This window comes from Variovorax sp. J31P179 (assembly GCF_030316985.1).
Classification (GTDB): domain Bacteria; phylum Pseudomonadota; class Gammaproteobacteria; order Burkholderiales; family Burkholderiaceae_C; genus Variovorax; species Variovorax ginsengisoli_B.
The window spans coordinates 305,414-319,226 of the sequence record NZ_JASZYL010000001.1 but is presented as its reverse complement, the minus strand read 5'-3'; the positions used below and the strand labels follow the sequence as shown (position 1 = coordinate 319,226).

The 13,813-nt window shown below is 68.5% G+C and carries 14 protein-coding genes; 6 read left to right on the top strand and 8 right to left on the bottom strand.

Annotation, left to right across the window (positions count from 1 at the left end; translation table 11 throughout):
* Positions 1–95: 95 nt before the first annotated feature.
* From QTI17_RS01605 to QTI17_RS01585, 5 genes are all read left to right on the top strand, one after another.
* Complete coding sequence (locus QTI17_RS01605; RefSeq protein WP_286530622.1) at positions 96–305, top strand: hypothetical protein; 210 nt, start codon at positions 96–98, stop codon at positions 303–305.
* Positions 305–1,357 carry an extracellular catalytic domain type 1 short-chain-length polyhydroxyalkanoate depolymerase gene (locus QTI17_RS01600; protein WP_286530620.1) on the top strand — a complete coding sequence of 351 codons (1,053 nt, stop codon included), beginning with the start codon at positions 305–307 and terminating at the stop codon, positions 1,355–1,357. Before QTI17_RS01605 ends, QTI17_RS01600 begins: the two co-directional genes overlap by 1 nt.
* Before the next feature lie 24 nt (positions 1,358–1,381).
* The gene (locus QTI17_RS01595; protein ID WP_286530619.1) at positions 1,382–1,738 is read left to right on the top strand and encodes a hypothetical protein; all 357 of its coding nucleotides are present in this window, start codon (positions 1,382–1,384) and stop codon (positions 1,736–1,738) included.
* 91 nt (positions 1,739–1,829) lie between these two features.
* Positions 1,830–2,702, top strand: a complete 873-nt coding sequence (gene yghU, locus QTI17_RS01590) for a glutathione-dependent disulfide-bond oxidoreductase (protein ID WP_286530618.1) — start codon at positions 1,830–1,832, stop codon at positions 2,700–2,702.
* A 138-nt stretch (positions 2,703–2,840) separates the two neighbouring features.
* Complete coding sequence (locus tag QTI17_RS01585) at positions 2,841–2,993, top strand: hypothetical protein (protein ID WP_286521062.1); 153 nt, start codon at positions 2,841–2,843, stop codon at positions 2,991–2,993.
* Here QTI17_RS01585 and QTI17_RS01580 read toward each other — a convergent pair whose 3' ends face one another.
* The 7 genes from QTI17_RS01580 to QTI17_RS01550 all read right to left on the bottom strand — a co-directional run bounded on the left by QTI17_RS01580 (position 2,994) and on the right by QTI17_RS01550 (position 11,255).
* Positions 2,994–3,164: a hypothetical protein gene (locus QTI17_RS01580; protein WP_286530617.1), complete on the bottom strand. Its 171-nt coding sequence runs from the start codon at positions 3,162–3,164 to the stop codon at positions 2,994–2,996. It abuts the gene before it with no gap.
* Positions 3,165–3,174: 10 nt separating this feature from the next.
* Positions 3,175–3,630, bottom strand: coding sequence for a DUF4148 domain-containing protein (locus QTI17_RS01575; RefSeq protein ID WP_286530616.1), 456 nt, complete (start codon positions 3,628–3,630; stop codon positions 3,175–3,177).
* A gap of 194 nt (positions 3,631–3,824) precedes the next feature.
* On the bottom strand, positions 3,825–5,312 hold the full coding sequence (locus tag QTI17_RS01570; RefSeq protein WP_286530615.1) for a sodium:solute symporter family protein: 1,488 nt from the start codon (positions 5,310–5,312) through the stop codon (positions 3,825–3,827).
* A 37-nt stretch (positions 5,313–5,349) separates the two neighbouring features.
* Positions 5,350–5,541: a DUF3311 domain-containing protein gene (locus tag QTI17_RS01565; RefSeq protein ID WP_286530614.1), complete on the bottom strand. Its 192-nt coding sequence runs from the start codon at positions 5,539–5,541 to the stop codon at positions 5,350–5,352.
* Positions 5,542–5,623: 82 nt separating this feature from the next.
* On the bottom strand, positions 5,624–8,629 hold the full coding sequence (locus QTI17_RS01560) for an ATP-binding protein (RefSeq protein ID WP_286530613.1): 3,006 nt from the start codon (positions 8,627–8,629) through the stop codon (positions 5,624–5,626).
* Positions 8,630–8,688: 59 nt separating this feature from the next.
* The gene (locus QTI17_RS01555; protein ID WP_286530612.1) at positions 8,689–10,194 is read right to left on the bottom strand and encodes a M81 family metallopeptidase; all 1,506 of its coding nucleotides are present in this window, start codon (positions 10,192–10,194) and stop codon (positions 8,689–8,691) included.
* Between the two features lie 47 nt (positions 10,195–10,241).
* The gene (locus tag QTI17_RS01550; RefSeq protein ID WP_286530611.1) at positions 10,242–11,255 is read right to left on the bottom strand and encodes a tripartite tricarboxylate transporter substrate binding protein; all 1,014 of its coding nucleotides are present in this window, start codon (positions 11,253–11,255) and stop codon (positions 10,242–10,244) included.
* Positions 11,256–11,393: 138 nt separating this feature from the next.
* On the opposite strand from QTI17_RS01550, the gene QTI17_RS01545 reads away from it, so the two are divergent.
* Complete coding sequence (locus tag QTI17_RS01545) at positions 11,394–12,308, top strand: LysR family transcriptional regulator (protein ID WP_286530610.1); 915 nt, start codon at positions 11,394–11,396, stop codon at positions 12,306–12,308.
* Between the two features lie 52 nt (positions 12,309–12,360).
* Here QTI17_RS01545 and QTI17_RS01540 read toward each other — a convergent pair whose 3' ends face one another.
* Entirely contained in the window at positions 12,361–13,791 is a 1,431-nt protein-coding gene (locus QTI17_RS01540) for an aldehyde dehydrogenase family protein (RefSeq protein ID WP_286530609.1), read from the bottom strand.
* Between the last annotated feature and the right edge of the window lie 22 nt (positions 13,792–13,813).

Genomic DNA, 13,813 nt, shown 5'->3' with positions numbered 1-13,813 from the left:
GGCGGCCACCTTCGATCGGGCAAAAATGCTGCGCTGCGGCATCGGCAGCCCGGCGACAGTCGCTTTTGTCGACCGCCGGTCGAGACGGAGGCTCCATGAGCAACCCCTGGTTAAAGAAGAATCCCTTGATGAGCATGTGGCTGAGCGCGGCCAACAAGGCGGTCGGCTCGGCCCGCGGTCAGTCGGCCGCGGCCGCCAGGCGCCAGGTCGGGGCCGCGCAAGCCGAGGCGACCCGGCAGATCGTCGATTTCTGGAGCGGCAAGACGGCCCGGGCGACCGTCGCCAGGCGGAAGTCGCGCCGCTGATGGCGCGACGCAAAGGGGCCGGAGGCTGGCTGGGCGTGGTCGCCCGCGGCATGGAGGCGATCACGCGCAGCACCGTGCGCGCCGGTACGCGGGCGGTCGGCCAGACAGTCAAGCCGGTGATCGAGAAGCGGCGCCCGCCTGCGGGTGCGGGCCAATGGATCCAGGGCCTGGCCATGGGTGCGACCGGCATGCGCCGGTTCCGGCTGTATCGGCCACCCGGCATCAAGTTCGGGGAGCGCCTGCCGCTGATGGTCATGCTGCATGGGTGCGGACAGGATGCGAAGACCTTCGCGACCAGCACGCGCATGAACCTGATTGCAGCCCGCGAACGCTTTCTGGTGCTCTATCCCGAGCAGGACAGGGTGTCGAATCCGCAAGGCTGCTGGAACTGGTTCGACACATCATCCGGACGCGCCTACGGCGAGGCGGCGCTCATCATGAAGGCGATCGACCAGGTCTGCCTGATGTACGCGGTGGACCGCACGCGCATCGCGGTGGCGGGCCTCTCGGCAGGTGCCAGCATGGCGGCGCTGCTCGTCGCCAGGCATCCGGACCGTTTCGCCGCCGTGGTGATGCACTCGGGCATACCGCCCGGGACCGCGCATTCCACGCTGTCCGCCCTCGGCGCCATGCATGGCCATCGCTCCACGAAGCCCCTGGCGGCGCCGCCGTTGGCGCGGGCTGCTGCCGGCTGGCCGCCGTTGATGGTGATCCATGGCGCCGGCGACAGGGTGGTCGCGGCGTCGAACGGGCTCGCTGCGGTTCGCGCCTGGGCCGACGCCATGGGCGCGACCTCGAGCAAGGAGCGCACGCTGCAACGGGGCAAGCGCTACCCGGCGACCGTGACCGACTTCAAGCATGGGGCGAGCACGGTGGCGACCCTGGTGGAAATCGACCGGCTCGGCCACGCCTGGAGCGGCGGCGCTGCCGGCCAGCCGTACAGCGACGGCGCAGGGCCCGACGCGTCGCGCATGGCCTGGGCTTTCGCCGCCAGGCAGTTTGGCGCCCGCCATGCTGCAGCGCGTCATTACATCTCTTCGAGGCAGCACTAGACTGGTGCCCCGAAGGAGCGGCAGATGAGCTTGCGAAGAAGCTTTTCGAGTGACGTGACCGGAACGCGCGGCGTGCCGCCCGATCCTGCGCTGCCTGCGCCGCTGTCCGATGCCGAACTCTGCGAACGCGCCGTGCGGGCCATCTGGCGAAGCCTCGACGAGCATGAACTCGTCGACGAGGCGGTCCGGGACGAGCTCGCCATGGTGCTCGAACCGCTGACCGCACTGCCCCTGGGGCCGCGGGCCCAACGGCTGATCGACACCCTGAGGCTGCCGGACCCGATCGATCCGGCCCACCTGTACTGGCTCACCCGCCGGCTGTTGACGCTGGTGCCGGAGCTGCAGGCCACGGCGGCGGCGCTTTCGAAGACCCGCGCCTAGCTGCCGGCGCCCTCGTGCGCCGATTCGCTCTAAAGTCGGGCTGCGCGGACCTTGCTGCCGCGCCACTTCACCCGCACCCGGAGCGCCACGCATGGACGAAACATCGGACTACACCCCACCCAAGGTCTGGACCTGGAACAAGGCCAACGGCGGGCAATTCGCCAACATCAATCGTCCGGTGGCCGGACCGACGCACGACAAGGAACTCCCGGTGGGCCGCCATCCGCTGCAGCTTTACTCGCTGGCCACGCCGAACGGCGTCAAGGTCACGGTGATGCTGGAGGAGTTGCTGGCGCAGGGGCACGCGGGCGCCGAGTACGACGCCTGGCTCATCAGGATCAACGAGGGCGAGCAGTTCGGCAGCGGCTTCGTCGCGGTGAACCCGAACTCGAAGATTCCCGCGCTGATGGACCGCAGCGCGCCGACGCCGGTGCGGGTGTTCGAATCGGGCGCCATCCTGTTGTACCTGGCCGAGAAGTTCGGCGCCTTCCTGCCGACCGTCCCGGAGGAACGAGCCGCCTGCCTGTCCTGGCTGTTCTGGCAGATGGGCAGCGCCCCCTACCTGGGCGGCGGCTTCGGCCATTTCTACGCCTACGCGCCGACCAAGATCGAGTACGCGATCGACCGCTTCGCGATGGAGGTCAAGCGCCAGCTCGACGTGCTCGACCGGCGGCTGGCTGAAACCCCGTACCTGGCCGGCGACCACTACACGATCGCCGACATGGCGGTCTGGCCCTGGTACGGCGCGCTGGCCAAGGGCCTGGTCTACGGGGCCGGCGAGTTCCTGCAGGTCGAGAGCTACACCCATGTCCAGCGCTGGACCGACCGGATCGCCGAACGGCCCGCGGTGCAGCGCGGGCGCAGGGTGAACCGGGTCTGGGGCGACCTGGACAGCCAGCTGGCCGAGCGCCACGACGCCGGGGATTTCGAGTCCGGAGGGCACGCGCTGGACGCCGCGCCCTAGGCGGGTCCAGGGCACCCGCTAGCACAGCCGCGGCGGGAAAAAAGGACCTAGATCACAAAACAACCCAGTCCATTTGGAGGGTTCACAGCCGGCGGCCGGAGGCGCAAAGTCGCTCCATTGTCGAATCGGGAGCAGACCATGGACTCAGCAATTCTCACCCTTGGCGCACTGGCGGTCGTGGTGGTGGCCGGCTGGGCCATCGACCTGCTGCTGCACCGCACCCCGCAGACGCGGATGCAGCGCATGATGGCGCAGCAGCTGCGACGCTCCACACGGGCCATCGAAGGCTGATCAGCCTTCGCCGAGTGCGTCGGACCGCCACGCCGACACCGCGGCCAGCGGCGGTACAGGCGTCATGTCGATCGGGGGCATCGGTCCTGCCGCCGCCAGCCATGTCAACCCCATGAGCGTCACGCTGCGGTACCACCTGGTCTCCAACAGCGACACGATGCCGGCGGCCATCGGCAAGGGCTCAGTTCGAGGCGACGGCCGGCCGCGCGGCGACGTGGCGCCGGTCCGCGGCCAAGGCGAAGGAGCCGCTGTCTTCGCCGTACAGCTGGTCGAGCGTGCCGTTCTTCTCGGCAGCCTGGAGTTCGCCCTTGACTTCCGCGCGCGGCGTGTCCAGCACCTGGTGCCTGGAGAGATAAGCCGAGCCGCTGTCGCTGCCATCCAGCACGTTCAGCGTGCCGTCCGCGCGGGCTTCCTTGACTTCGGCCTTGACCTCCTTGCGCGATTCGGTCGAACGGAAGTGCGAGGCCAGGTAGGCTGAGCCGCTGTCTTCGCCGTCGAGCGCGGCGAGTTCGCCGCTGGCCTGCGCGGCCTTGAGTTCGGCCTTCACTTCCGCACGGCTTTCTTGCGCCGAAGCCACGGTGCCCGAGAGCGCGAGAACGGCGGCCGCCAGGGCCATGGCCAAATGGATCTTCTTCATGGTGATTCCTTTGCGCGTCTGAATGAAGTACAGAGGCGGCGCCAGCAGACACGCGTCCGACGTCCTCTTCGAAACCCGAGCGACTTGCGTCTGCATCGGTGTCTCTACTGTCGGATCTGGCGGTTGCGATCGGATTGCCCCGCTGCCACTGCGCGATGCAGCTGAAACCCGGACGGCTACGTTTGAAACACGGCCTAGCGCAACGGCTCGGGGCTGACCCGCGGCGGCATCCTCGCGCGCAGCCGGTCTCGCGTGAGCAGACTCACGATGAACGTCGTCAGGACGTTCAACGCCAGGCCGACGATGCCGAGGTTGACGTCGTGGACCCATTCCGGCGCAGCGGGAAGCAGCCGCTGCATGGTGAGACCGGACACCACGCTGCCGGCGACGAAGGTCACGCCGACGAGAATGCCCGCGAATGCGCCATAGCGGTTGACCCGACGGTCTCGCGCCAGCACGGCCAGCAAGGCCGGTGCCAGCTGCGTCACGAAGCCGAAGCCCATGAGCAGCAGGGAGACGATGCTGGCGCCGCCAGCCAAGGTCCAGGCGACGGCGGCCAGCATCAGCAAGACGGTCGCGCCACGCGAGACCATGGACAGGTGTGCATCGCTGCTGGCTGGCCGCCAGGGCCGGTAGAGGTCGCGTGCGACCAAGGTGGATGCGGACACCAGCATGATGGAGCCCGGGACGATGGCCGTGAGCATGCCGGCGGCGCCGATCACGCCGACGATCCAGGGGTCGAAGGTCTGGATCGCGAGCCTCAGCAATGCCAGGTCGATCTGGTCTCCGGTCAGCGCGGGAACTTGCAGCACGGCGGCGAGCCCGGCGAACATCGAAAACAGCATCACGAGCGCGTAGAGCGGCATCACCATCGCATTCCGGCGGAAGCTGCGCTCGTTGCCGGCGGTGAATGTCGCGGTGAAGGCGTGGGGCCACAAATACATGCCCAGCGCCGACAGCGCGACGGTCGATACGAACCATGCGCCGCTCTTGCCGGTGGCGGGCAGCGCCAGGAAGCCCGGCCGGTGCCGCTCGATGTGCCTGAACATCGCTTCCAGCCCGCCGTCGTAGCGATACGGCAGGTAGAGCCCCAGGAACACGCAGACCGCCAGGATCAGGACGTCCTTCAGAACGGCCGTGCTGGCGGAGCCGTGCATGCCCGACAGGAGCACGTAGGCCGTCATGGCCAGCGCGCCGATCCAGATCGCCGACGACGACGTGAGGCTGCCGTACGACGTGAGTTCCACGATGATGCCCAAGCCCTTGAACTGGAGGACCAGGTAGGGCAGCAGCGCGAGCAGCGCGACCGCGCAGACCAGCAAGCCCATCAACGGGCTGTCGTAGGCCTTCGCGAAGAACTCTGGCTGTGTGAGCACGCCGTGCTGCCGGGCGAAGCGCCAGATGGCCGGCAGCAGCCAGTACGACAGCACGAACGCCAGGCAGGAATAGGCCATGACGTAGAACGCAGGGCCGCCGTGGCCATAGGCGAAGCCGCTGGCACCCAGAAAGGTGAAGGTGGTGTAGAGCTCGCCGGCCATCAGCACGAACACCAGCCCGCCGGAGAAGGCACGCCCGCCGACGCTCCATTGCTCCAGGTTCATGCGCACCCCTTGCCGGGCATGCAGTCCAAGAAGCAGGACGCCGACCAGGGTCGACGCAATGATGGCCAGCGCGGGATTCATGCAGGTCGCAGCGAAGAGGAAGGCGTTGGCGCAGCGCCTAGGGCGCGCGATTGGCGGGGTCGAGCCGGAAGACCAGCCACATCACCGCGGCCGTCGCGATCACACAGCCGATGGTCCACGCGACGAACAGCGGGAGCCCGAGCACGAAGGGCTGAACCCGGGCGGCGAACAGCGAGCCGCCAAGGAACAGCAGGAACGGAATGACGGCGAGCCAGTGATGCAGTTTCATCGAAGGCCCGGCACGAGACCGCCACGGCCGTGCGCGACCTGGCGGGAGAGGGGCAGGGCAGTGGTCGACCCATTGGACACGGCTACCCCATCGGCGCGGCCGACGCTGCCCGTTCGTCGATTCGCGCCAGGATCCCGCCCGCCTCCTGGAGGTCCGCGGTGTCGAAGCCTTCCTCGTAGTGGGCGAGTACCCCTCGCAGCAACGCTTGTCCCTGCGGGGCGCGGCGCGTTTCGCTCCACAGCCGTGCCAGGTCCATCGCCGTCCGCAGCTCCCATCCCCGCGCGCCTTGGCGCCGGCTCCAATCCAGGGATTGCACCAGGCATTCCTCCGCCTCGTCGATGCGGCGCTCGGGCGCACTGCGCAGCGCGCGCGCCTTGACCCGCAGCAGTTCGGGAAGGTGGCAGAGATCGCCGTTCGCATGCACCGACGCCAGGGTGTCGTCGATCAAGACGAGCGCTTCGGGCGTCCTGCCGACCATGGTCAGACCTTCGGCCAGCGTGAGACTGAAGGAGGTGGTGAGCAACTCATAGCGAGATTCGTGGAGATCGCCCAGGCAGCGCGCGAGCGCCTGCACGCCGTGCTCCGGATCGCCGCGCCTGAGCGCCAGTTCGCCCTTGATGCCGCGGCCGACGGCGAGGTAGGGCGTCAACGAATGGGATTCCGCGTAGGCGATGAAGCTGTCGATGTCCCGCTCGGCCCTGCCGAGGTCGCCGATCCAGAGGTAGACCGAAACGGCCCAGATCAGTGCGATGCACAGGGTCACAGGATGGTCCAGCTGGCGGGCGTCGTCCACGGCGCGTTGAGCCACGATGACGGCCTGCGCCGGGTACCCCTGCAGCCAGAGCGTTCGAGCCAGCGCGATGCTGGCGCGGTTGGCATGGTCGAAGCCGGCGTAGATCGTGCTGGCCTGCGCGGATTGCACCCCGCCGGCGATCGCAGCTTCCAGCAGAAGGCGTGCCTTGGCCTGGTCTCCGGTCAGATGGCTGCAGAGGCCGACCAGGGAATTGGCGGTCGCACGCGCCGTCGGGTCGTCGATCGTTTCGGCCACCGCGGCGCTTCGATGGGCGTAGTCCAGCGAAACCACGAAGTCGCCGATGCGCTCGTGGAATATCTGCAACCGGGCAAGGAGCTGGACCTGGCTGGCGGCGTCGCCCAGTCCCTGCGCAACCGCCAGACTTCGTTCGAGGGCTTGGCGCACTTCCTCGCTGTTGCCGCGCGTGAACATCTGCGACAGGCCCAGCGCGGCCTGCAGAGTCATTTCCGAGCGGCTGGAAACGGTGCGCTCGGTCAGCTCCCCCAGCGCACGCGTCGACCAGCGGTGGCATTCGGCCAGCAGCGACATCGCCATGAAGGCCGGCACCGCTGCGGCTGCCAGCGCGACCCCGAGCTCGGTCGCGCCTTGGGGGCCGAAGCACCATTCGAGCGCCGCCCTGACATTGCCCAGGTCTGCCGTGTCCGAGGCGCGGCCGGCGTCGCGCGAGAAGGCCGCGTGCTTCTCGGCCGCCTGCTCGAGCCGATGGCAAAAGTACTGCGCGTGCCGAAGCGCCGCCGCCTCGGTCGTCTCCGCGCTGGCTTTCGAGAGCGCGTAGACCCGTGTGCTCTCCAGCAGCCGATACAGCGTACGCGCGCCTGAACGGTGCATGGCGAGCAGCGATTTCTCCGCCAAGCCCGCGATCGCGGCGAGCACCTGCTCCTCGCTCACACCGGGCGCGACCACGACCCGGCGCGCGGCCTCCAGCGAGAAGTTGCCGACGAACACCGGAAGCTGGCTCAGGACCTGTCGCTCTGCGCCGTCGAGCAGCTCGAAGCTCCAGTCCAGCGTGGCCTGCAGGGTCTGATGGCGCGGCCGCGCGGTGCGCTGCCCGGGCCACGACAGCGTGAGGCGATCGTTCAGCAGGGTGGCGGTCTGGTGCAGGCCGTAGCTCACCACGCGCCGCGCCGCGAGTTCGATCGCCAGCGGCACGCCGTCGAGCTTGCGGCAGATGCCGGCGACGACCCGCGCATCGGTGTCGTCGAGACCGAGCATCGCCCCGCTGGCACCTGCCCGTGCCACGAACAGCCACGCCGCCGGATAGGTCAGGACGCCAGCCGCCGTGATCCCGGGCTGGTCCGGGGGGCTCGCCAGCGGTTCCAGCCGGTGGACATGTTCGCCTTGCGTGCGCAGGGGTTCCCGGCTCGTCGCCAGGATGTGGACATGGGGTGTCGCCGCGAAGATCCTCTCGGCGAGCAGCGCCGCCGCATCGATCACATGCTCGCAGTTGTCAAGAACCAGCAACATGCGCTTGTCGCGCAGATAGGCGAGCAGACTGGGCACCGGGTCGCTCGAGCGGACGGACAGCCGCAGCGTCGAGGCGATCGCAGTCGGCACCAGGGACGCATCGCTCAACGCCGCGAGGTCGATGAAGTAGACGGCGTTGCCGAACATCGCAAGCAGGTCGTGGCCCGTTCGAACGGCAACGGTTGTCTTGCCGACGCCGCCCGCGCCGACGATGGTGACGAACCTGCAGGTGGCGAGCTGGGCCCGGATTTCGGACAGATCCTTTTCCCGCCCCACCAACTGCGGCGGCTGGCCGGGAAGGACGGGCTCGACAGGGTTGGGGGTGTCGATGCCGCCTTGCCTCGAAATGGCAGCGACGAAACAGTAGCCGCGGCCGACGATGCTGACGATGTAGCGGGCGCCGTCCTTGCCGTCGCCGAGCGCCTGCCGCAGCATCGTGATCTGGAAGCGGAGGCTGCCGTCCGAGACGACGACGCCGGGCCAGGCCAGCCGCATGAGTTCGTGCTTGCTGACCACCTCGTTGGCGCGGGCGACCAACACGATCAAGACATCCATGGCGCGCCCGCCGAGTTCCACCGGGGCGCCGTCGCGCGTCAGCAGCCGCTCCTTCTCCCTGAGGGTGAACGGTCCAAACGTCACTATGGCGCCTGTTCTCGCTGCGAATTCGTTCATCGATGGAAACTCTGAGACGCCGGCCCGCAGGAAAAGGGCATCGAGCCGGTCGACGGATGTCTTCCCGAGCCGATGCGACCAGGCAATGGCCGCGCCCCGGCGCAGGGGCGAAGTCGACCACTCGGCGGCTTCGCCCATTGGAAAATGACGCGAAGTTTAGCGTGCGGGCCAGGGGCCCGACGCCGCCGGCCGGAAGCTCAGGCATGGACATCGGCGGCGCCGGCAAAGACCGGACCGTTCGGCCGCGTGCGCATGCCGGGCCCCAGCTTCGTCCACGGCAGATCCGCGGGGTCGGCAACGAAGGGACCCGGCGCGCGCACGACGAGGATCTCTTTGGCGATGGCGGCGAAGTCGGCCCGGAAATGCACCGAACTCTTGTTGACGAGGATCTTCATGCGCTCGGGTTCGATGCCGACCGCCCGGTACATGTTCCGGTCGAGCAGCTGCGCCTTGGCCGAACTCACCGCGATGCGCACCCCCCCGATGCGCAGCCGAGCCATCGGACCGAGGTCGCTGGCCTTGCCGTTCATCATCGGGCCGCCATAGACGAACTTGCCGTCCGACAGTGCCTCGACCTGGAATTGCGCCTGCAGCGGCGGGTCGCCCTCGATCTGCGGACAACCGCCCAGTCCGATGCTAATCGTCGCGCCCACGCCAGCCTCGTGCGCCGCCGCCGCGGCCGATGGATCGCAGATCAGGCCGATCGCGGCGTCCTGTGCACCGTGGCGCAGCAAGGTGCGCAGCATGCCCGTGGTGTTCGAGTCGCCGCCGACGCCCGGGTTGTCCTGCGTGTCGGCGATGATCACCGGCCGGTGCGCGGTGGCCGCGACCTGCATCGCGTGCTGCACGGCAGCGTCGGGCTCCTCGAACTCGACGGCCCATTGGCCCTCGGGCTCGCAGACGCGATCGAAGAGGGTGTCGATGGCGCGCTCGGTTTCTGCTGCGTCGAAGCCGTAGCCCCAGATCACCGGCCCGCATTCCGGGAAGTCCGCGGCCGGGAAGCCAGGCGCGAATGACAGGGAAAGCACCGTGGGCTCGAGCTCTTCGAGCAGGTCGTAGACACCGCGCGCGGGCTGCATCATCGTCGACATGCTGTTCACGGGGATCAGGAAGGGCACGCGCCGGACCGCGAGGTGAGCGGGTTGTTCCGCACGCATCAAGGCCAGCAGCAGTTCGCCGGCGCGCCGGCCCGTGTCCGCCATGTCGATGTGCGGATAGGTGCGATAGGCGACCACGCCGTCCGCCAGACCGAGCATCTGCCGTGTGACGTTGGCATGCGAATCGAGGGAGGCGACGATCTTCATGCCGGGCCGGGTGACGGCCCGGATGCGCGACAGCAGTTCGCCCTCGCCGTCGTCCAGGTGCTGCGCAACCATCGCGCCATGCAGATCCAGGTAGATGGCATCGAAGGACGCGCTCCTGGCAGCCTCGACGATCTCGGAAGCGATGAGCTCGTACGCGTGGGTGGTCACATGGGCCGAGGCGCCCGCACCCGCCCAGATGACCGGCGTGACGCTGTGCCCCTGTGCCCGCACGAAGTGGATGAAGCCGCTGGCGGGCAAGTTCACGTCGAGCAGTCCGAACATCGCTTCGCCGCGCACGAGGCCCGGGAAGTCCTCCCCCCGGACGAAGCTGTCGTAGCTGGCCACGGTGGGGGCGAAGGTGTTGGTCTCATGCTGGAAACCGGCGACGAGGATGTTCATGGGGTTCTTTCGGAGGGAGGGGACATGGGGGAGGCTGCGCGGCCGGGTCACTGCGGTGTCAGCTGGATGGAGCGCGCCATCTTTCTGAACTTGTCGGTCTCGGCGGCGTAGAACTTCGCCGAATCGGCCAGCGATTGCGGCTTCATGGCCTCGACGCCGGACAGCGCCAGCGCCTTGGTCATCTCGGGCGATGCGATGGCCTTCTGCGATGCCGCGAGCAGAATGTCTGCGCGGTCGGCCGGCATGCCGCCCTTGGCCATGACCGCCAGCCAGACGGCGTAGACCAGCTCCTTCTTCTGCGCGAGCTTGCCCTCGGTGATGGCGGGCACCCCGGGCAGGGTCGGCATGCGCTGCGTGTCCAGCACGTCGATCGCCTTGATCTTGTGGCTCTCGAGCAGTTGCGTCGACGCCCCCAGATTCGGCAGGATCGTGACGTCGATCTGCTGGCCGACGAGGTCCTGCATCATCGGCGTGGCGCCCTTGTACGGCACATGGAGCAGCTTGGCGCCGGTCGTCTGCGCGATGTACTCCGAGACGATGTGGTACATCGAGCCGTGGCCGGGGCTGCCGAAGGTGAGGCTCTGGCTGCCGGCCTGCCTGCCGGCGGCGATCACCTGTTCGAGCGATGAATAGGGAAGGTCGTTGCGTGCCATGACCACCAGCGGGTGCGTCGAGATCGGTGCCAGCAGCGCGAACTCCTCGGGCTTGTACTTCGCTGAGGCGTTGGACAGCGGCGCGAGGATCGCCTCGTTGGGCGAACCCATGATCAGCGTGTAGCCATCGGCCGGACGGCTCAGCAGCCGCTGTGCCGCCAGTGCACCGCCGGCGCCCGGCAGGTTCTCGATGATGAAGGGCTGCCCGAGGGCCTTGGCCATCTCGGGCTGCATCGCACGCGCCAGCACATCCGCGGGCCCGCCTGGCGGGAAGGCGACCAGCATGGTGATCGGCTTCGAGGGAAAGGCATCGGCCGCAGCGGCAGTGCCGGCCGTGGTCGCGAGGCCCAGCAGGGCAGCGTTCACGGCGATCAGGCGGGCGAAGGCGTGGAAGGTTCTGCGTCGCATTTCAGTCCTCTTTCGTTGAGCGCCGCGAGGCGGTGGGTGGGGGGTGAGGCGATTGTTTGATGTAGCATTCGTTCGAGCAACAGCAATTTCGTGGCTTGAACGTTGCTCAAAGGGCAACACCAACAAGAGGCCTGTACCGTGCGGGAGATCAACCAGAAGCGACTCAGGTATTTCCAGGAAGTGCTGGTGCGGGGGTCCATGCGCGGTGCCGCCGATGCGCTCAACACCGCACCGTCCGTGATCACGCGCCAGGTCGCGCTGCTGGAAGAGGAGCTGGGCTTCGCCCTGTTCGAGCGCCAGGCCCGCGGCGTCGTGCCGACCGACAACGCCTACCACCTGCTCGAGTACTGGCGAGGCTGCCAGGCGCATCAGGAGCGGCTGGTCGAGCGGCTCCAGGCGATCGATTCGATGGAAACGGGCACGGTTCGCATCGTCGCCAGCGAAGGTTTCGTCGAGGGCCTGGTGACCCAGATCGTCGCCCCGTTCTGCGAGGCCTATCCGAAACTCACGGTCGAGCTGGACGCCTTGCCCGTGAACGAACTGATCGGCGCGCTGGCGGACGACTCGGCCCACATCGGGCTCGCCTACAACCCCCAGCCCGATCCGCTGCTGCAGTTCGTCGCCAGCGCGGCCGCGCCGACCCAGGTGCTGGTCCGGGCGGGCCACCCGCTCACCCGGCTCGCCGGAGCCCTGCGCCTGAAGCAGCTGGTCGGCTTTCCGATCGCGCTCATGCCGCCCGGCTATGGCGTCGAGCGCGTGGTCGAGCTGCTCGAGTACGCGGAGCACCTGAAGCTGCACCCCTCGTTCCGGAGCAACTCCGTCATCAGCCTCAAGAGATTCGTGCAGTCGACCAACGGCGTGACCTTCGTCGGCGCCGGCATGGCGGCATCGGCGGAGATCGCATCCGGGGAGCTGGTCGCACTGAATCTCGCCGATCCACTCTGCAGGACAGCGCAGGTGCGGCTGATCGTGCGCCACGGCCGGCCGCTGGCCATCGCAGCGAGCAGGCTGCTGGCCGAGATCCAGGGCCGGTTCTCGGTTTTCGCGCCTTGACGGTGGGCGAACGCAGGGTGGCGGCGAGTCGGACGCCCGGTCGTTGCGGCCTTCAGGCCAGGCTGTTCGCCATGGTGATGGTCTTGGGCTCCAGGAAGGCTTCCATCCCGAAGACGCCGAACTCCCTGCCGATGCCCGACTGCCTGACACCCCCGAAAGGCGCGATCAGATCGGGCGCGATGCGATTGACCAGCACCGTGCCGGCGCGCAGCCGGGAGGCCACGCGGCGTGCACGCTGCGGCTGCGACGAGAAGACGTAGGCCTGCAAGCCGTAGATGGAATCGTTCGCGATCTCGACTGCTTCGTCCTCGTCGTCGTAGCCGATCACCGAGAGCACGGGCCCGAAGATCTCCTCGCGTGCGATGTCCATGTCGTTGCGCACACCGGCGAACACGGTGGGGCGGACGAACCAGCCCTTGTCGAGGCCATCCGGACGGCCCTCGCCGCCGGCCACCAGCGTCGCGCCCTGCGCCAGGCCGCGACGGATGAACTGCTGCACGCGCTCGAACTGCGCCTGGCTCGCGAGCGGCCCGACCGCCGTGGCGGCATCGCGCGGATCGCCAACCCGCAGCGCGGCGACGGTATGCCGCAGGCCTTCGATGACCTCGGTCATGTGCACGTTCGGGACCAGCAGGCGCGTGCCGGCCACGCAGGCCTGGCCGTTGTTCATGAAGGCGGCGTTCAGCGCCATCGGCAACGCGATGGCCAGGTCGGCGTCGTCCAGAATCAGGGTGGCCGACTTGCCCGACAGCGCGAGGCTCACCCGCTTCAGGGTGTCCAGGCCGGCACGCGCGATGCGCTTGCCGGTCTGCGTCGAACCGGTGAAAGAGATCTTCGCGATGCCCGGGTGGGTGGCGATCTCGTCGCCCACATCGCCGCCGCGCCCGAGCAGCACGTTGACGACGCCGGCCGGCAAGCGGGCGTCATGCAGTGCCTCGGTCACGACCTGCGCCTGCAGCGGGCCCAGTTCGCTGGGCTTGACGACCGAGGCGCAGCCCGCTGCGATGGCCGAAGCCAACTTGCTGCAGATGCTGCCGGCCGCGCTGTTCCATGGCGCGATGAGGCCGGCGACCCCGATCGGCTCCATGACGACGGCGGCCTCGCCCAGGCGGCGTTCAAAGGCATAGTCGCCCAGCATCTGCGCCGTCGTGGCGAAACACTGCGAGGCGTAGTTGCTGACCCACTGCGAACGCGCCAGCGGGCCGCCGTACTCCTCGATCGTGGCATCGCGGATCTGGTCGCTGCGGGCCAGCACGGCGGCCTCGAGGCGCCTGAGCATCTCGATGCGCTGGGCCTTGGTGCTGTTCGCCAGCCCCGGCTGGGCCCGGTTCGCCGCGGCGATGGCCCGTCGGGCATCGTCGCGGTTGGCCAGCACCACCGTCCCGATGGCCTGCTCGGTCGCGGGGTTGACGATCTCCAGCCGTTCGCTGCCCTGGACAGGCACGAAGGCGCCGTCGATGTAGGCTTGATCGAGGTTCCACATGGTTCGCTCTCCTGGTGCGATG